We start from the raw sequence: 17,063 nt of genomic DNA on the forward strand, positions 1-17,063 counted from the left end.
CCGACCCGATGTGCGCCGCACGGGCCGGGGGACAGACGGCACGTAGCCGGGGGACAGACGGCACGTAAGGGGCGGAACGGGATCCGCGTCCGGCCCGGTGCCCGAAGATCTCGGCCACATCCCGGGGGACCGATCACGCATTCAGGTACGTAGGGGACGGTGGATCAAGCCCAAGAAGGGGCACCACCCTTCTGTACGGCGCATGTGCGAGACAATGGCGGCATGGAGATGCCGAGGAATGACCGGTCGCAGGAGCACCCCCAGGTCCTCGTAGTGGGACAGGACGGAATGGCTGTCGGCGGCGGTGCCAGTGGCGACGAGTCCCGCGAGGTCCCAGTGACGGAGATGGTCGAACAGCCCGCGAAGGTCATGCGCATCGGCAGCATGATCAAGCAGCTCCTCGAGGAGGTCAGAGCGGCACCTCTCGACGAGGCGAGCCGCGTCCGGCTCAAGGAGATCCACGCCAGTTCCGTGAAGGAGCTGGAGGACGGTCTCGCGCCGGAGCTGGTGGAGGAGCTGGAACGCCTCTCGCTGCCCTTCACGGAGGAGTCGGTCCCCTCGGAGGCCGAGCTGCGGATCGCACAGGCCCAGCTGGTGGGCTGGCTGGAGGGCCTGTTCCACGGCATCCAGACCGCCCTGTTCGCCCAGCAGATGGCGGCCCGTGCCCAGCTGGAGCAGATGCGGCGCGCTCTGCCCCCCGGCTCCGGCGACGACGAGGGGCCCGCCGGAGACCCGCACGGCGCGATCCGCTCCGGCCCGTACCTGTAGGGACAGCCCTCACCGAACAGCGCGGTCACGCGCGGAGCCCGGAAGAGCCCGGTCCCACACCATCCGGTGCGGGACCGGGCTCTCGTCATGAACTCCGGGCTTCCCGGTCCCGCGGTCGGGCCCGGCTCGTGCGGTCGCGCCTGGCTCGTGCGGTCGGACCCGGCTCGTGATCGTGAGGTCGGGCCTCGTTCGTGCGATCAGAGCTGGCTCGTGCGGTCAGGCCTGGTTCGCGGCGGGTGCCAGGAGCAGGACCTTGCCGATGTGCTCGCTCGACTCCATCACCCGGTGCGCCTCGGCGGCCTCGGCCATCGGCACCGTACGGTCCACGATCGGGCGGACCACTCCGGCCTCGATCAGCGGCCAGACGTGCTCACGCACCGCCGCCACGATCGCCGCCTTCTCGGCGAGCGGGCGGCCCCGCAGCGACGTCGCGGTGACGGCGGCCCGCTTGGTCAGCAGGGCGCCCAGGTTCAGTTCGGCCTTCGCACCGCCCTGGAGGCCGATGATGGCGAGCCGCCCGTTGGTGGCGAGCGCCTCGACGTTCTTCGCCAGGTACTTCGCGCCGACGATGTCCAGGATGACGTCTGCGCCCGCGCCGTCCGTCGCCTTGCGGATCTCCTCCACGAAGTCCTGCTCGCGGTAGTTGATCAGGATGTCCGCGCCCAGTTCCGCGCAGCTCGCCAACTTCTCCGCGCTGCCCGCGGTCACCGCGACCCGGGCGCCGACCGCCTTGGCCAGCTGAATCGCCATGGTGCCGATGCCGCTGGAACCGCCGTGCACGAGCAGCGTCTCGCCAGGGCGCAGGTGGGCCACCATGAAGACGTTGGACCAGACCGTCGACGTCACCTCGGGAAGCGCCGCCGCCGACACCACGTCGAGCCCCGCCGGCACCGGCAGCAGCTGCCCGGACGGCACCGCGACCTTCTCCGCGTACCCGCCACCGGCGAGAAGCGCGCAGACCTCGTCACCCACCGCCCAGCCGCTCACCCCGGGGCCCAGCGCGGCGACCCGCCCCGCGCATTCGAGCCCCGGATACACGGGAGCGCCGGGCGGCGGGTCGTAGAAGCCCTGGCGCTGCATGACGTCGGCGCGGTTCACCGCGCTGGAGAGCACCTCCACGAGGACTTCGCCCTCGCCGGGTACGGGATCTGGCACCTCGGTCCAGACGAGCGCTTCGGGGCCACCGGGTTCCGGGATCGTGATCGCATACATGGCGGCGAGGCTACTCCGTACCTGCCCGTTACGGCCGTTACAGCCGTTACATCCGCTGCGGGCCCTGGGGCGGCCGGTTCGGGATCAGCGGAGAGGGCAGCGGCGAGGCGCGCACGACCACCACCACCCGGTCCGTCATCTGCAAGGGACTCGCGGCCGGATCGTCGTAACTGAGCATCCGGTGGCCCCGCACCACGTTCACCACCAGGTCGTCGGTGTCCCGGACGCTCCGTCCCACCTCGCTCTTTATGACCGGCCGCTCGATCAGATCCAGGCCGCTGCCGTGCTGGATGAGGTCCTCCAGCACCGTGCCCGCGCTGGGACTGAGCGCCGAGAGACCCAGCAGACGGCCGGCCGCGCTGGCGCTCGTGATGACGGCGTCCGCACCGGACTGCCGGAGCAACGGGGCGTTCTCCTCCTCGCGCACCGCGGCGACGATCTTCGCGCTCTGGTTCAACTGCCGTGCCGTCAGCGCCACCAGGACGGCGGTGTCGTCGCGCTGGGTGGCGATGATGATCTGACGCGCCTTCTGGACCTCGGCCCGCAGAAGCACCTCGCTGCGCGTGGCGTCACCCTGTACCCCGGTGAACCCCTGGGCGTTGACCGCGTCGACCACCTTGCCGGACGGATCGACGATGACGATCCGGTCCTTCCGCAGGCCGGTCGCGCAGAGCGTCTGCACGGCCGAACGGCCCTTCGTACCGAAACCGACGACCACACTGTGATCACGCACGTTGCTTCTCCAGCGATTCAGCGATTCAGGGACTCGGGTGCTCGGGCCTCCGGGCGTCCGGCGTCCGGGGGTGTGCGGCGGGCTGCCCTGACCGGTGGGCTGCGCGGTACGGCGCAGCTCTCAGGGTACGGAAGGACGAGGTACCCAACCGCCGCGCGGAACCCTTTACGCTTCTCTCCGCCGGTGACGGTGCACGGCTGGTGGAGACACGGCCCGTGCGACGCACTTCGGCCACCGTCCCCGTCGTCGATCCACGACCATGGGCCACGACGTGACCACCTGCCCGCCGCCGCCAGAGGACATGCCTTGAAGGACGAGAACCAACCAGCAGCCAGGATGGGCAGGTTCTCCATCCTGCGGACCCTCTGGCACCGCTCGCGCTCGGACGCGCGGGAGGACGCCGAGGCCAGCCGCGCCATCACCATGCCCACGCAGGGCGCACTGCCGCCGCTCCAACAGGTGCTCCGGCGACTGACGATGGCGCTGCTGGTGCTGGCGGTGACCGTGGTGATCGTCTGGTCCGACCGATCCGGCTACAACGACACCTCCGACAGCAGCGTCGACCTGCTCGACGCGGTCTACTACGCGACCGTCACCCTCTCCACCACCGGCTACGGCGACATCACCCCGGTCAGCGACGGTGCCCGCCTCATCAACGTCCTGGTCATCACACCCCTTCGGGTGCTTTTCCTGATCATCCTGGTCGGCACCACCCTCGAAGTCCTCACCGAGCGGACCCGTCAGCAGGTACGCATCCACCGGTGGCGTTCCCGTACCCGCGACCACGTCGTGGTGGTCGGCTACGGCACCAAGGGCCGTCACGCCATCGAATCGCTGATCTCCACGGGCATCACCAAGGACAAGATCGTCGTGGTGGACCCGCAGCAGAAGGCCGCACACGCGGCCGGCGACGACGGCCTGGTGGCCGTGGTCGGCGACGCCACGCGCTCCGAGACGCTGCTCAAGGCCGAGGTACCGACCGCCAGCCGGGTCATCATCGCCCCTCAGCGCGATGAGACGGCCACCCTGATCACCCTGACCGCCCGCCAGCTCAACAAGCACGCCACCATCGTCGTCGCGGTCCGCGAGGACGAGAACGTCCCGCTGCTCAAGCAGAGCGGCGCGGACACCGTGGTCACCAGCTCCAGTTCGGCCGGCCGCCTGCTCGGGGTCTCCATGGCCAGCCCTCCGGTGGCCAGGACCCTGGAGGACCTGATGACCCACGGCAGTGGGCTGGACCTCGGAGAACGCGCGGTGACCGAGGAGGAGATCGGCCGCCCGCCGCGCGACTGCGCCGATCTGATCGTCGCGGTGCTCCGCAACAGGAGACTGCTCGACTACACGGACCCCACTCTCACCAGCCTGCAGCGCGAGGACCGTCTCATCACCATCAGCCGTTCGGGACCGGCCCACTGACCCTCTCTCCGGCCCCATGAAGTGGCCGGCATGTTTCACGTGAAACACCCGAACGGCTCCGCCCCGCGACCGTTTCACGTGAAACGGTCGCGGGGCGGGGGCGGACGTGCCCCGGGACGCCCCCGGGACGCGCCCCGGAACGAGCCCTACGCCCAGGGCAGATCCAGGATCTCCACCTCGGTACCGGGCCGCACTCCGCCCGGCGGCACCACCGCCATACCGTCGGCGGTGGCGATCCCCCGCAGCATCGCGGGGCCGTTGTAACGCAGCGGTACCGCATGGTCCCGGACCGCTCCGTGCCCGGCCCGATGCACCACGGGCACGAGCCGGGTGTCGTGCGGGTGCCCCTGCACCGCCTCCTGTACGGGCGCCCGGTACGGCTCCTGCTCGACGCGCCCCGCAAGCCCGCCGAGCAGCGGAAGAGCGAGTGTGAGAAGCCCGGAGACCGCGGCGAGCGGGTTGCCCGGCAGCCCCACCAGCCACGGCCCGTCCGGCGCCAGTCTGGCCAGCAGCATGGGGTGCCCCGGGCGTACCGCCACTCCGTCCACCACCAGTTCGGCGCCGATCTCCGCGAGGATCGGGTGCACATGGTCGACCGGACCGGCCGCCGTACCGCCGGTCGTCAGCACAAGGTCCGCGTCGGTGGTGGTGAGCGCCTGCCGCAAGGCCTCCGGGGCGTCGCCCAGGCGGCGCGGCTCGGCGACATCGGCGCCCGCAGCGCTCAGCCACGGGCCGAGCATGGGCCCGAGCGCGTCCCGGATGAGTCCGCCGTGCGGGAGCCCCGAGGTGAGCAGCTCGTCACCGAGCACCAACACCTCCACTCGGGGACGCGGCACGACGACCAGCGCGTCGTAACCGGCGGCGGCGGCCAGGCCGAGCACCGCAGGGGTCACCAGCGTCCCCGGCGCCAGCAGTTGCTCGCCGGTGCGGCACTCCTGGGCGCGCGGCCGGATGTCCTGGCCGGGAACCACCGCGTGCCGGGCGTGCAGCATCCCCTTGGCCTCGTCCACCTCCGCGTGCTCCGAGCGGATGACCGCCGTCGCCTCCACGGGCATGCGGGCCCCGGTGGCGATCCGTACCGCCTCGCCGTCCGGCAGCCGGCCGAGGCCGCCGTCCCCGGCGAGCAGCCCCGAGCCTCCGTGGAAGTGCCAGGGGCCCGGGCCGGTGACGGCCCAGCCGTCCATGGCCGAGGTGTCGAAGGACGGCAGATCGGTCAGCGCCGCGAGTCCCTCGGCCAGTACATGGCCCAGGGAGCGGTCGAGCGGCAGCCGGATCGCGTGATGCGCGCCCCTGCGTCCGGCGCGCACGGCCAGCGCCCGGGCCTGCTCCCAGGTCGCGGCGGGGAGACGGTGAACGGGCGCGCCACCACGGGCGGGCTCTGCGGCCGCGTCCTTTGCGGGTACGGACGGCTCCGGCGGCCACTCAGGCGAGGGGGCACGGCGCGAGGGTTGGTTCCGCGAGGGTTGGTTCCGCGGGGGTTCGCGGCGCGGGGGTTCCTCGCGCGGGGGTTCCTCGCGCGGGGGTTCCTCGCGCGGTGCGGACGAAGGCTCCTGCGGGGAAACCCGGTTGGCCAGGGCCAGGGCCTGTTCCACGGCCCGTTCGTCCTCCGCCGAGGAGGTCTTCCGCGCGGGCGCCGGGCAGTCGTCCAGCTCCGGAAGCACGAAGAAGTCGCCGGGTGCTCCCATGCCGGAGAGCCGTACGGTCGGGGCCTCCGCCGCCGGGACCGGCTCCCGGCCGGTCACGGGGCTCCGGCTCCCTTGCCATCGCCCGATTCCGCTTCCCACCGCAGGGCGAGCGCGGTCGCCTTGCGGGCCGCCTCGGCCACGGCCCGGGGGCCGTCGCCGGGTTCGGCGTTCGCGCTCGCCAGACCCGCCGCGTACCCGACGAGGAAGGTGGTGAGCGGGGCGGCGGGACGCGCGACACCGTGTGCGGCGTCGCGCGCCAGGTCGAGCAGAACATCGGTGTCGACGTCGAGTTCGAGGCCCAGTTCGGTCTTGACTGCGGTGATCCATTCGTCCAGCACGGCCTCATGCTCCCTGATGTGCGTCCTTGCCACCCTGATGTCGTCCCAAGTGTCGCAGTCGAAGGAGGCGAGTCCCGGTGTGGCCACGGCGGCCAGATCGAGCTCGGCCGTCAGCAGGCGCAGCGGGAGTCCGGCGAGGCCACCGTGTTCCGCCGCGAGCAGGCCGAGCTCTCGCCGCAGCGGTTCGGCACCGTAGACGGCGACCAACGGCTGCCGCCGCCCGTCGGGGTCCGTACAGAGAGCGCCCTCCCGGCCGCCCTCCTCTGCGGCGGCCAGCAACGTACCGACGGTGGCGGCCCCGAGGAACGGCAGATCCGCCGAGAGCACCACGAGCCACGGCGAGGAGGTCTCCCGCACGCCCGCGCCCAACGCGGCCACCGGCCCACCTCCCGCAGGTGCTTCGCGGGTCCAGATCACCGGCCGGACCGTGGGTCTGCGAGGTCCCACCACGACCGTGCTCGCGGCACCGGCGCACGCCGCGAGCACCCGGTCGAGCAGCGCCCGGCCGCCGACGCCGATCCCTGGCTTGTCGGCTCCCCCGAGCCGTCGGGCGGCCCCTCCGGCAAGGACGATGGCGTCATAGGCGGTCATGCGACGAGTATGGGCGCCCGCCTTCGGACGTGGGACCGCCGGGCGGACCAACGCCCGCCCTCGGACGTGGAACCGCCGGGCGGACCGGGCGGGGACAGCCCTCAGAGGGTGCGCAGCAGGACGGCCGGCTGCTCCACGCAGTCGGCGACGTACCGCAGGAAGCCGCCCGCCGTGCCGCCGTCGCAGACCCGGTGGTCGAAGGTGAGCGAGAGCTGCACCACCTGACGTACCGCCAGTTCGCCCCCGTGGACCCAGGGGCGGGGCACGATGCGGCCGACTCCGAGCATGGCCGCCTCGGGGTGGTTGATGATCGGCGTGGAGCCGTCCACCCCGAACACGCCGTAGTTGTTCAGGGTGAAGGTGCCGCCCGTCAGCTCCGCCGGGGTCAGTTTCCCGTCCCGGGACGCCTCGGTGAGCCGGGCGAGTTCGGCTGCCAGCGAGTCCACGGACCGGGCCTGAGCGTCGCGGACCACCGGCACGACCAGCCCCCGGTCCGTCTGCGCGGCGAACCCGAGATGGACGGACGGCAGCCGGACGATCTCCCGGGCCGAGGTGTCCACGACGGAGTTCAGCTCGGGGTACTTCGCCAGCGCCGCCGCACAGATCCGGGCCAGCAGGGCGAGGACCGAGACCTTCGGACCCGCCGTCCTGTTCATCGCCGCGCGAGCCGCCATCAGCTCGGTCGCGTCCGCGTCCACCCAGCAGGTCGCGTCGGGGATCTCGGTCCGGCTGCGGGTCATCTTGTCGGCGACCGCGCCCCGTACCCCGCGCAACGCGATCCGCTCACCGGCCACGGCACCACCGTCCCGCAGGGGTGCGGCGGCACCCGCCACTCCGACGCCCCCCACTCCGACGGTTCCCGGCGCACCGACGGTCCCCACCGCGCCGACGGTTCCCGGCACGCCGACCGCGTGCTCACCGCCCACCGCGGACACCCGGTCGATCACCGCCTCGACATCGCACCGCAGGATCAGTCCCTCGGGCCCCGATCCCGCCAGCTCCCGGAGGTCGAGTCCGTGCTGGCGGGCCAGCCGGCGGACGAGCGGGGAGATGACCGCGACCGGAGCGGCGGAAACAGCCGGAGCGGCCGGGGCGACCGAAACCGCCGGGGCGACCGGACCGGCGCCGGCCGTGGCAGCGGCAGGCGCGGACACCGGACGGACCCGCCGCCGCCGCGCCGCCGGGGCAGCCGTGCCGTACCCGACCAGTACGTTCCCCGAAGCGTCCGACGACGCGGAGGCCGACGCCGAGGGGGCCGAAGCTGAGGCGTCCGAGGCGGAACCCGATGCCGGGCCCGGGGCGACCGCGACCGTCATCAGCGGTGCTCCGACCGGGAGTTCCGCCCCCTCCTCGCCGAAGCGGGCCGTCACCACGCCCCCGTACGGGCACGGCACCTCCACCAGGGCCTTGGCCGTCTCGACCTCGACCACCGGCTGGTCCACGGCGACGACCTCGCCGATCTCCACCAGCCACCGCACGATCAACGCCTCGGTCAGCCCCTCGCCGAGGTCCGGCAACCTGAACTCGAGCACCGTGGGCATCAGCGCGTCGCCTCCCACTGGAGCCGGGCGACCGCGTCGAGCACCCGGTCCACCCCCGGCAGATGGTGCCGCTCCAGCATCGGCGGCGGATACGGGATGTCGAAGCCGGCGACCCGCAGCACCGGCGCCTCCAGATGGTGGAAGCACCGCTCGGTCACCCGCGCGGCGATCTCGCCCCCCGGCCCGCCGAACCCGGCGGACTCGTGGACGATCACCGCGCGCCCGGTCCGCCGCACGGACGCGGCGACCGTGCCGTCGTCGAACGGCACCAGCGACCGCAGATCGACCACCTCCAGGTCCCAGCCCTCCGCCACCGCCGCCTCGGCCGCCTCCAGGCAGACCGGCAGGGACGGGCCGTAGGTGATCAGCGTCGCGCTCGTCCCCGGCCTGCGGACCACCGCCCGGCCGATGGGCTCGACCTCCGCCGGAGCCTGGGGCGACCAGTCGGACTTCGACCAGTACAGCCGCTTCGGCTCCAGGAACACCACCGGGTCGTCCGAGGCGATCGAGGCCCGCAGCAGCCCGTAGGCGTCTTCCACGGTGGCCGGGGTGACGACGTGGAGCCCCGGGGTCGCCATGTAGTACGCCTCCGAGGAATCGCTGTGGTGCTCGACCCCGCCGATCCCGCCGCCGTACGGAATCCGCACGGTCAAGGGCATCGGCAGGGCGCCCCCGGTGCGGTTCCGCATCCGGGCCACATGGCTGACGAGCTGCTCGAACGCCGGATAGGCGAACGCGTCGAACTGCATCTCCACCACCGGCCGCAGGCCGTACATCGCCATCCCGACCGCGGCGCCGAGAATCCCCGCCTCCGCGAGCGGCGTGTCCGTGCACCGCTCGTCGCCGAACTCCGCCGCCAGCCCGTCGGTGACCCGGAAGACACCCCCGAGCGTGCCGACGTCCTCGCCGAGCACATGCACCGACGGGTCCTCCGCCATCGCGTCCCGCAGCGCCCGGCCCAGCGCCTGAGCCATCGTGGCCGGCCCCGTCCGACCCGCCCGCGCCCGCACCGCCGTGGTCATCGCCCGCCCTCCGCGTCCCGCTCGATGATGCCGTCCCGCTCGTGACCGTCCCGCTCGATGCCGCCCCGCCGTTCCTCGGCGTCCTCGTCCTCGTACTCGCTCTCCGCCTCCAGTTCGGCGCGCAACGCGGCCTCCTGCTCGCGCAGTGGTCCCGTCCGGTCCGCGTAGACGTGCGCGAACAGATCCATCGGGTCGAGCACCGGATCGGCGTTCATCCGCTCCCGCAGCGCCGCGGCCATCCGCTCCGCCTCCTGGCGCACCCCGTCGGCGGTGGCCTCGTCCAGCAGGCCGCGCCCGGTCAGCTCGCGCTCCATGAGGAGCACCGGGTCGTGGTCCCGCCAGGACTCCACCTCGTCCCCGGAGCGGTAGCGGGTCGCGTCGTCGGCGTTGGTGTGGGCATCCATGCGGTAGGTCACCGCCTCCACCAGCGTCGGACCGCCACCGCCGCGGGCGCGCGCCACGGCCTCGGCGAGCACCTCGTGCACCGCGACTGCGTCGTTGCCGTCGACCAGCCGGCCGGGCATGCCGTAACCGACCGCCTTGTGGGCGAGGGACGGTGCCGCCGTCTGCTTGGCCAGCGGCACCGAGATGGCGAAGCCGTTGTTCTGCACGAGGAAGACGACCGGCGCCCGCCACACGGCCGCGAAGTTCAGCGCCTCGTGGAAATCGCCCTCGCTGCTCCCGCCGTCCCCGACCATCGCCAGCGCCACCACGTCGTCGCCCTTGAGCCGCGCCGCGTGGGCCAGCCCCACCGCGTGCGGAAGATGCGTGGCCAGCGGAGTGCAGAGCGGCGCGATCCGGTGCTCGCGGGGGTCGTAACCGGTGTGCCGGTCGCCCCGCAGCAGCGTCAGCGCGTCGACCGGATCGAGCCCTCGGGCCACCGCGGCGAGGGTGTCCCGGTAGCTCGGAAAGAGCCAGTCCCGCTCCTCCAGCACCAGCGCCGCGGCCACCTGGCACGCCTCCTGGCCCGTGCTGGACGGGTACACGGCGAGGCGCCCCTGCTTGGTGAGTGCCGTCGCCTGCGCGTTGTACCGGCGGCCCCGCACCAGCTCGGCGTGGAGCCTCAGCAGCAGCCGCGGGTCCGCTCCGGCCGCCGCGTCCGTGCCCAGCACCCGGTACGGCTCCGGGTCCGGGAGCAGCGGGGCGGGGTCGGTGAGCGGCTTCCAGGCCGGGGGCGGCACCGGCCGGTAGCCCGCGCCGGGCAGCTCTTGGACCGTCATGAGAGGCACCTCCTTGGCAACGAGGCGGACACACGGGCCGGCGGAGAACGGAATCCCGCCGGGCCCCCGGCGCCCTACGTCGGGGTGTACGTCGGAGTCGGAGCGGTCGCACGCGGACGCGGCCCGGGGCGAGCCCGGGTGACGCGTCTCACCTACCGATTGTTCGGTCGCGGACGCATTCTGGCTACAGCCGCCCGCGCCCTGTGGACAAACGGTTGTCCACAGCCTGGGATGGAGGCAGCTCGTCCACAACAGGGAGGCGCGGGGGCATGGCAGCTGAACGAATGGCCGAGGGGTCGGGGCCGACACCCCCGGCCCGCCCCCTGGACGCCGTCGACCGGGACATCCTGCGCATCCTCCGTACCGACGGCCGGGCCTCGATACGGGCCGTCGCCGAGCAGGTGCACGTGTCGCGGGCCAACGCCTACGCCCGCATCAACCGGCTGGTCGAGGACGGGGTCATCCGCGGGTTCAGCGCCCGGGTCGACCACGAGCGGGCCGGGCAGGGGGCGTCCGCCTACATCACGCTCAAGATCGTGCAGAACTCCTGGCGGACCGTGCGCGAGGAGCTCCAGGCGCTCCCGGGCGCCACCCACATCGCGCTGGTCAGCGGCGATTTCGACGTACTGCTCCTGGTGCACACACCGGACAACCGGGCCCTGCGCGAGCTCGTCCTCACCCGCATCCAGGCCATTCCCGAGGTGCTCTCCACCCGCACCCTGCTGGTGTTCGAGGAGACCGAACTCGGCCACGGCCGCACCGACCGCCCCACCGAAATCGGCTGACGGCCGGCTGTCACCCGGCCCGTCACCGGCCGGCGGAGCGCATCCCGTCGAAGGCCAGGCGCACGACGGTCCCCGGCAGGTCCTCCGCCCCGGGGACCCCGTCCGGGGCGCCACCGGTACCGCCGGCACCTTCGGGCTGCGGGCGGTACCACTCGACCAGCGAGTTCACCATGCCGAACAGCAGCCGGGTGGCCAGCCGTATGTCCACGTCGGCCCGGAGGTCCCCGTCCGCGACGGCCGCCTTCAGCAGGGCCGCCACCCGCTGGTCGAACTCGCGGCGCCGCTCCAGCGCCCACCGCTCGGTCTTCGTGTTGCCCCGGACCCGCAGCAGCAGGGTGACGTAGGGCAGCTCGGCCATCAGCACCTCGACCGTGCGGCGGGTGACGTACTCGACCCGTTCGACCGCGCGGCCCCGGCTCGCGCCCGGCTCGTCGAGGATCCGGAAGAGCCCGTCGATCGCCCGGCTCACGGCACGGCGCAGGAGCTCCTCCTTGCCCGCCACATGGTGGTAGATCGACGACTTCGAGATGCCCGCCGCCCGGGAGAGGTGCTCCATGGACGTGCCGTCGTATCCGCGCTCGTTGAAGACCCGCACGGCGACGGCCAGCAGCGTCTCCGGGGTGTACGTGTCCCGCTTGGCCGTGGTCATGGACGCGATCCTCCCCCATGAGTTGTCCACAGGTTGTCCGGGCCCCCTTGTCCCGACCGATCGTTCGGTTACTCTAACTCCGTCAGCACGTCCCCGCCCGGCTCGATGAGGAGTTGGTCCGCCATGGCCGCCGCGCTCTCCCTCCAGAAGCTGTCCGAGACCCACCGGCCCACGCTCGACCAGGCCCTCGACGCCATCCGGACCCGCGCCTACTGGTCGCCCCACCCGGAGCACCCCAAGGCGTACGGCGAGGGCGGAGCACCCGGCAGCCTCGGCATGGCCGAGGGCAAGGCGGCGTTCGACGCGCTCCTGCACACCCGGTTCGACCTCGGCCAGCCCGGCACCGACGGCTGGACGGGCGCCGAGATCTCCCCGTACGGCCCCGAGCTGGGCATCGAGTACCCGCACGCCGACCCCGACGTCCTGCTGCCCGCGATGCGCGCCGCCACGGCCGCCTGGCGGGACGCCGGCCCCGAGGCGCGGGCGCTGGTCTGCCTGGAGATCCTGGCGCGCATCGCCGCCCGCACGCACGAGCTGGCGCAGGCCGTCATGCACACCAGCGGACAGGCCTTCCTGATGGCGTTCCAGGCGGGCGGCCCGCACGCCCAGGACCGCGGCCTGGAAGCGGTGGCGTACGCGTACGAAGAGCAGCTCCGCACCCCCGCCGGGGCCGACTGGTCCAAGCCGCAGGGCAAGCGCGACCCGCTCCGGCTGCACAAGTCGTTCACCGCGGTGGGGCGCGGTGTCTCACTGCTGATCGGCTGCAACACCTTCCCCACCTGGAACAGCTACCCGGGCCTCTTCGCCTCGCTCGCCACCGGCAACCCCGTCCTCGTCAAACCGCACCCGCGCGCCGTGCTGCCGCTCGCGCTCACCGTCAGGATCGCGCGCGAGGTGCTCGCCGAGACCGGATTCGACCCGAACCTCGTCGCGCTGACGGCCGAGCGCCCCGGTGAGGGGATCGCCAAGGAGCTGGCGGTGCGCCCGGAGGTCCGGATCATCGACTACACCGGCTCCACCGCCTTCGGCGACTGGCTGGAGACCCACGCCCGCCAGGCCCAGGTGTACACCGAGAAGGCCGGGGTCAACACGGTGGTGATCGACTCCACCGACGACTACGCCGGGATGCTCGCCAACCTCGCGTTCTCGCTCTCCCTCTACAGCGGCCAGATGTGCACCACCCCGCAGAACCTCCTCGTCCCCCGCGACGGCATCAGCACCGACACCGGCCCCAGGACGTACGACGAGGTGGTCGCCGACCTCGCCGCGGCGGTCGACGGACTCCTCGGCGACGACGCACGCGCCACCGCCCTCCTCGGCGCCCTGGTCAACCCGGACGTGCGGAGCCGGCTCGAAGCCGCCCCGGACCTCGGCGACGTGGCCCTGGCCTCGCGCGAGGTGCCGCACCCGGAGTTCCCCGACGCGGTGGTGCGCACGCCGGTCGTCCTCAAGGTCCTCGCCAAGGAGCCCGGCCCGGACGGCGGCGACCCCGTCCACCTCTCCGAGTGCTTCGGTCCGGTGTCCTTCGCCGTCTCGGTGGACTCCGTCGCCGACGCGGTGGAGCTGCTGCGCCGCACCATCCGGGAGAAGGGCGCGATGACGGTCGGCGCCTACACCACCTCACCCGAGGTGGAGCGCGCGATCGAGGAGGTCTGCCTGGAGGAGTCGGCCCAGCTGTCGCTGAACCTGACCGGCGGGGTCTACGTCAACCAGACGGCGGCCTTCTCCGACTTCCACGGCTCGGGCGGCAACCCGGCGGCCAACGCGGCCCTCTGCGACGGCGCCTTCGTCTCGGGCCGCTTCCGCACCATCGAGGTCCGCCGCCAGGCCTGAGAGGGCGCCGGGCCTACGGACGCCGGGCCCGAGGCCTCTTCGTACGGTGCCCGGCGTCAGGCCGCGGGGTCCGGCACGTCCGCGTACCGCTGGATCCACGCGTGCATGGCGACGGCGGCGGCCGCCCCCGCGTTGATCGACCGCGTCGAACCGAACTGCGCGATCGAGCAGACCATCGAGGCGTGGGCCCTGGCCTCCTCCGTGAGGCCCGGACCCTCCTGACCGAAGAGCAGCACACAGCGCCGGGGCAGCACGGTCCGCTCCAGCGGCACGGCCCCGGGGAGGTTGTCGATCCCGATGATCGGCAGCCCCTCCGCCGCCGCCCAGGCGGTCAGGTCGGCGGTGTCGGGGTGGTGGCGCACGTGCTGGTAGCGGTCGGTGACCATGGCACCGCGCCGGTTCCAGCGCCGCCGGCCGACGATGTGGATCTCCTTCGCGAGGAAGGCGTTCGCGGTACGGACGACCGACCCGATGTTGAAGTCGTGGCCCCAGTTCTCCACCGCCACGTGGAAGTCGTGGCGCCGCAGGTCCAGGTCGGCGACGATCGCCTCGCGGGTCCAGTAGCGGTACTCGTCCACCACGTTGCGCCGGTCGCCACCCGCCAGCAGCTCGGGGTCGTACCGCTCGCCCTCCGGCCAGGGGGACGGGTGCGGTCCGACACCGATCCCGTCCCCGAACCCGTCGTCGTACTGGGCCGGTTCCGCGGCCGGATCGGGCCCCTCGGCCACGAAGGGCCCGCATTCCTCTGTACTGCCGGTCTCACTGCTCACCCGACGAGCGTATGGCCCCCGTCGGCGGGACGTTGCGCGGCCTCCCCGCCCGGTCCGGCGGCCCCGGACCCGGCGGGCTCCCGGGGGCCGGGCACGCGGGCCGCGCCCGTACGGCTGCCCACGCGGGCCAGCAGCCCGTCCCGGCCGGCACCGACCCGGCCGCCGAGCCACACCAGGAAGACGGTGGGCAGGAAGACGGCGTCCGCGGAGATCATCGCCATCGAGAAGAAGGGCAGGCCCAGCAGGACCGCGATCCCCGCGTGCTCGCCCATCATCAGGACGAGCAGGACGTTCTTGACCCGCCGGTTGAAGAGCGTGAACGGGAACGCCACCTGCACGATCACCGTCGCGTACGTCACCACCATCACCATCACCGCGCTGCCCGCGAGCAAGTTCGAGAGCTCGGGCCACGGGGCGAAGTAGTCCAGCTTGAGCGGGTAGTACAGCGCGGTGCCGTCCTGCCAGCGCGAGCCCTGGATCTTGTACCAGCCGGCGGTGGCGTAGATCAGGCAGACCTCGGCCATGATCACCACGAGGACCGCGTTGTGGACGAGGTTGGCCACCACGTCGAGCAGCACCCGGTTCTGCCCGTCCGGCGCGTTCCGGTTCGTGATCCACCGGGCGGCGGCCCCCAGCCAGAGCACCCACAGCAGCACCGGCAGCCACCAGGTACCGCCCAGGCCGTCCCGCATCTGAGCGACCAATAGGACCGGTCCGAGCACCGACCAGAGCACCGGGCCGACGACGTCCCGGGCCGGCCGCAGCCCCTCCGCCCGCCGGGCCGCGTCCCGTGCGGCCCGCCGCGCGTCGAGCGACCAGACCTGGGCGCAGCGGGTCAGCACGAGGTAGATCGCCATCAGATGGATGACGTTGTCACCGCCGTCGCCCATGAAGACGTTGCGGTTCTGGATCGAGAGGACTCCGACCATGAACAGGACGGACATCGTCCGGGTGCGCCACCCGATCATCGTGCAGAACGCCGCCCCGAGGGTGAGCGCGTAGACCGCCTCGAACCACGCGGAGCTGTCCGACCACATCAGGACGGAGAAGGCGTGGTTGTCGGATATCAGCCGGTGCGCCAGCTCCCACTGCCAGGGGCCGTCCGGCCCGTAGAGCTCCTGCCGGTGCGGCACTTCCCGCAGCAGGAACAGCAGATACGTGGCGGTGAATCCGATCCGGATCACGGCGCTCTGGTACGGGCCGAGAGCGGCCGCGGTGATCCGCTGGACGGAACGGCCGATCGGCCCCTCGGGCCGGCGGGGGCCGGCGGGGGCGGCGACAGGCGCCGTGGGGGCGGTGCTCACTGCTCGGCCTCCTCGCCGGACGGCGCTGCCGCCCGGGCCGCCGCGCTGCCTTCGGGCAGATCCTCGGTGGACACGTTCCACCACCCGAGCTCGCGGTAGATCGGACGGGTGCTGATCTTCTCGGTGCTCCACGGGGGTGCCGCGACCCGGCGCGACGACGAACGCAGCTGTATGCGTTCGACGGTCCCGCCGTAGTCGTGCCCTTCCAGGCGCAGCATCACGATGCGCCGCAGATAGGCCTCGGCGAGCACGCCGCGCGTTCCGGTCGAACGGTTCTTGTCGTCGTGGCTGTTGACGAAGAAGTCCCAGGCCCTGCGCAGCTCGTTCTGGTCGGCGTGGCTGGGCAGCGGGTTGCTCCGGATCGCCTCGGCGTCCTCGGCCGTGAGGCTCATCCAGGGGGTGGTGCGGCGATCACCGTCGGCGTTGACGACCTCCGCCCGGACATGCACGGAGATGTTCTGCTGGAGCGGATTCGGAGCGAAGAGCTTCCAGTTCTGCTCGAACTCCGGATAGATCCATTCGTTGATGGTCTCCGCGTGCTCCTTGGAGAGCGTGTTCGACGGTGCGACGTGCAGGAAGACCATGCCCAGGTGCACGCAGGCGAGCAGGCCGATTCCCACCATCACCACCCCCGTGACGACCCGGTATCCGGTCGCCAGCCCGGCCATCCCGACACGCGCCGGGCCCGGGGCCGCTCCGGCCGGCGCCCCGGGCGCGGTGCCGGGTCCGTCCGTACCGCCGTCATTGCCCCCGCGCCCGGCAGCCGTCGCGCCGTGCCGGTCGCCCTCCTCGTCCGGGACGTGCGGTGCGGTGCCGGAAGCGGCGGTGTCCCCGTCGTGGTCGCGGCCCGCGTCGAGCCCGTCGGGCCCCGGCGCGGGCTCGTGCCCGTCCGTCCCGGGAGGCCAGGAGGCGGAGACCCCGGCGGCAGCCTCCTTACCGCGGGTCTCTTCAGCAGCGGTTTCTCCGGCGGCGACCCCGTCGCCACCGGCGATGTCGCCGCCGGCGGTGTCACCACCGGCTTCCTCCGGTATGCGGCCCTCGGCAGCGGACTTCCCGGTGGGCGACCCACCCGGCCGCCCACCCGCCCGTTCCGTGGAGAGCCCCGGCGTCTGCTGGGGCGCCGCGTCCGCGGGTACCTCGTCCGATCCCTCGCCCTCGCCGGCCAACCGACGTTCCGGGCGCCCCCTGTGATCCGA

General features: G+C 72.8%; 14 protein-coding genes and 1 pseudogene. 4 read left to right on the forward strand and 11 right to left on the reverse strand.

The window, feature by feature from the left end; genetic code table 11:
- Window positions 1-222 precede the first annotated feature (222 nt).
- Window positions 223-768 carry a bacterial proteasome activator family protein gene (locus ACWCSV_RS23155; protein ID WP_451145110.1) on the forward strand — a complete coding sequence of 182 codons (546 nt, stop codon included), beginning with the start codon at window positions 223-225 and terminating at the stop codon, window positions 766-768.
- A 216-nt stretch (window positions 769-984) separates the two neighbouring features.
- Here ACWCSV_RS23155 and ACWCSV_RS23160 read toward each other — a convergent pair whose 3' ends face one another.
- Together ACWCSV_RS23160 and ACWCSV_RS23165 are read right to left on the reverse strand one after the other, a co-directional pair.
- Entirely contained in the window at window positions 985-1,980 is a 996-nt protein-coding gene (locus tag ACWCSV_RS23160; protein ID WP_451145112.1) for an NAD(P)H-quinone oxidoreductase, read from the reverse strand.
- A 46-nt stretch (window positions 1,981-2,026) separates the two neighbouring features.
- Window positions 2,027-2,752 (reverse strand): annotated as a pseudogene (locus tag ACWCSV_RS23165) (potassium channel family protein); the annotation flags it as partial.
- 297 nt (window positions 2,753-3,049) lie between these two features.
- On the opposite strand from ACWCSV_RS23165, the gene ACWCSV_RS23170 reads away from it, so the two are divergent.
- A complete protein-coding gene (locus ACWCSV_RS23170; protein WP_451145178.1) occupies window positions 3,050-4,129 on the forward strand; it encodes a potassium channel family protein in 1,080 nt (359 codons plus the stop codon).
- A gap of 146 nt (window positions 4,130-4,275) precedes the next feature.
- Here ACWCSV_RS23170 and ACWCSV_RS23175 read toward each other — a convergent pair whose 3' ends face one another.
- The 5 genes from ACWCSV_RS23175 to ACWCSV_RS23195 form a co-directional block, all read right to left on the reverse strand.
- On the reverse strand, window positions 4,276-5,814 hold the full coding sequence (locus tag ACWCSV_RS23175) for a molybdopterin molybdotransferase MoeA (protein WP_451145180.1): 1,539 nt from the start codon (window positions 5,812-5,814) through the stop codon (window positions 4,276-4,278).
- A 53-nt stretch (window positions 5,815-5,867) separates the two neighbouring features.
- On the reverse strand, window positions 5,868-6,743 hold the full coding sequence (locus ACWCSV_RS23180) for a DUF6457 domain-containing protein (protein WP_451145114.1): 876 nt from the start codon (window positions 6,741-6,743) through the stop codon (window positions 5,868-5,870).
- Window positions 6,744-6,844: 101 nt separating this feature from the next.
- Window positions 6,845-8,284, reverse strand: a complete 1,440-nt coding sequence (locus ACWCSV_RS23185; RefSeq protein WP_451145116.1) for a dihydrolipoamide acetyltransferase family protein — start codon at window positions 8,282-8,284, stop codon at window positions 6,845-6,847.
- On the reverse strand, window positions 8,284-9,306 hold the full coding sequence (locus ACWCSV_RS23190; protein WP_451145118.1) for an alpha-ketoacid dehydrogenase subunit beta: 1,023 nt from the start codon (window positions 9,304-9,306) through the stop codon (window positions 8,284-8,286). The genes ACWCSV_RS23185 and ACWCSV_RS23190 overlap by 1 nt, the downstream gene beginning before the upstream one ends.
- The gene (locus ACWCSV_RS23195; RefSeq protein WP_451145120.1) at window positions 9,303-10,526 is read right to left on the reverse strand and encodes a thiamine pyrophosphate-dependent dehydrogenase E1 component subunit alpha; all 1,224 of its coding nucleotides are present in this window, start codon (window positions 10,524-10,526) and stop codon (window positions 9,303-9,305) included. The genes ACWCSV_RS23190 and ACWCSV_RS23195 overlap by 4 nt, the downstream gene beginning before the upstream one ends.
- 269 nt (window positions 10,527-10,795) lie before the next feature.
- On the opposite strand from ACWCSV_RS23195, the gene ACWCSV_RS23200 reads away from it, so the two are divergent.
- The gene (locus ACWCSV_RS23200) at window positions 10,796-11,311 is read left to right on the forward strand and encodes an Lrp/AsnC family transcriptional regulator (protein WP_451145122.1); all 516 of its coding nucleotides are present in this window, start codon (window positions 10,796-10,798) and stop codon (window positions 11,309-11,311) included.
- Window positions 11,312-11,333: 22 nt separating this feature from the next.
- On the opposite strand, the gene ACWCSV_RS23205 is transcribed toward ACWCSV_RS23200, so the two are convergent.
- Window positions 11,334-11,960: a TetR/AcrR family transcriptional regulator gene (locus ACWCSV_RS23205; protein WP_451145124.1), complete on the reverse strand. Its 627-nt coding sequence runs from the start codon at window positions 11,958-11,960 to the stop codon at window positions 11,334-11,336.
- A 123-nt stretch (window positions 11,961-12,083) separates the two neighbouring features.
- On the opposite strand from ACWCSV_RS23205, the gene paaN reads away from it, so the two are divergent.
- Window positions 12,084-13,793, forward strand: a complete 1,710-nt coding sequence (gene paaN / locus ACWCSV_RS23210) for a phenylacetic acid degradation protein PaaN (protein ID WP_451145126.1) — start codon at window positions 12,084-12,086, stop codon at window positions 13,791-13,793.
- A gap of 56 nt (window positions 13,794-13,849) precedes the next feature.
- Here the strand turns inward: paaN and ACWCSV_RS23215 are convergent, their stop codons facing one another.
- The 3 genes from ACWCSV_RS23215 to ACWCSV_RS23225 are packed head-to-tail and all read right to left on the reverse strand — an operon-like array spanning window position 13,850 to window position 17,033.
- Window positions 13,850-14,563, reverse strand: a complete 714-nt coding sequence (locus ACWCSV_RS23215; RefSeq protein WP_451145128.1) for a TrmH family RNA methyltransferase — start codon at window positions 14,561-14,563, stop codon at window positions 13,850-13,852.
- Window positions 14,560-15,867, reverse strand: a complete 1,308-nt coding sequence (locus ACWCSV_RS23220; protein ID WP_451145130.1) for an HTTM domain-containing protein — start codon at window positions 15,865-15,867, stop codon at window positions 14,560-14,562. The genes ACWCSV_RS23215 and ACWCSV_RS23220 overlap by 4 nt, the downstream gene beginning before the upstream one ends.
- Entirely contained in the window at window positions 15,864-17,033 is a 1,170-nt protein-coding gene (locus ACWCSV_RS23225) for a DUF5819 family protein (RefSeq protein ID WP_451145132.1), read from the reverse strand. Before ACWCSV_RS23225 ends, ACWCSV_RS23220 begins: the two co-directional genes overlap by 4 nt.
- Between the last annotated feature and the right edge of the window lie 30 nt (window positions 17,034-17,063).

The sequence above is a fragment of the Streptomyces sp. NPDC001770 genome, assembly GCF_053596135.1.

Coding starts and splice junctions, on each gene's coding strand:
- ACWCSV_RS23160 (WP_451145112.1), bottom strand. CDS start 1,980: ATGTATGCGATCACGATCCCGGAACCCGGTGGCCCCGAAGCGCTCGTC.
- paaN (WP_451145126.1), top strand. CDS start 12,084: ATGGCCGCCGCGCTCTCCCTCCAGAAGCTGTCCGAGACCCACCGGCCC.
- ACWCSV_RS23170 (WP_451145178.1), top strand. CDS start 3,050: ATGGGCAGGTTCTCCATCCTGCGGACCCTCTGGCACCGCTCGCGCTCG.
- ACWCSV_RS23190 (WP_451145118.1), bottom strand. CDS start 9,306: ATGACCACGGCGGTGCGGGCGCGGGCGGGTCGGACGGGGCCGGCCACG.
- ACWCSV_RS23155 (WP_451145110.1), top strand. CDS start 223: ATGGAGATGCCGAGGAATGACCGGTCGCAGGAGCACCCCCAGGTCCTC.
- ACWCSV_RS23180 (WP_451145114.1), bottom strand. CDS start 6,743: ATGACCGCCTATGACGCCATCGTCCTTGCCGGAGGGGCCGCCCGACGG.
- ACWCSV_RS23195 (WP_451145120.1), bottom strand. CDS start 10,526: ATGACGGTCCAAGAGCTGCCCGGCGCGGGCTACCGGCCGGTGCCGCCC.
- ACWCSV_RS23175 (WP_451145180.1), bottom strand. CDS start 5,814: ATGGGAGCACCCGGCGACTTCTTCGTGCTTCCGGAGCTGGACGACTGC.
- ACWCSV_RS23205 (WP_451145124.1), bottom strand. CDS start 11,960: ATGACCACGGCCAAGCGGGACACGTACACCCCGGAGACGCTGCTGGCC.
- ACWCSV_RS23200 (WP_451145122.1), top strand. CDS start 10,796: ATGGCAGCTGAACGAATGGCCGAGGGGTCGGGGCCGACACCCCCGGCC.
- ACWCSV_RS23185 (WP_451145116.1), bottom strand. CDS start 8,284: ATGCCCACGGTGCTCGAGTTCAGGTTGCCGGACCTCGGCGAGGGGCTG.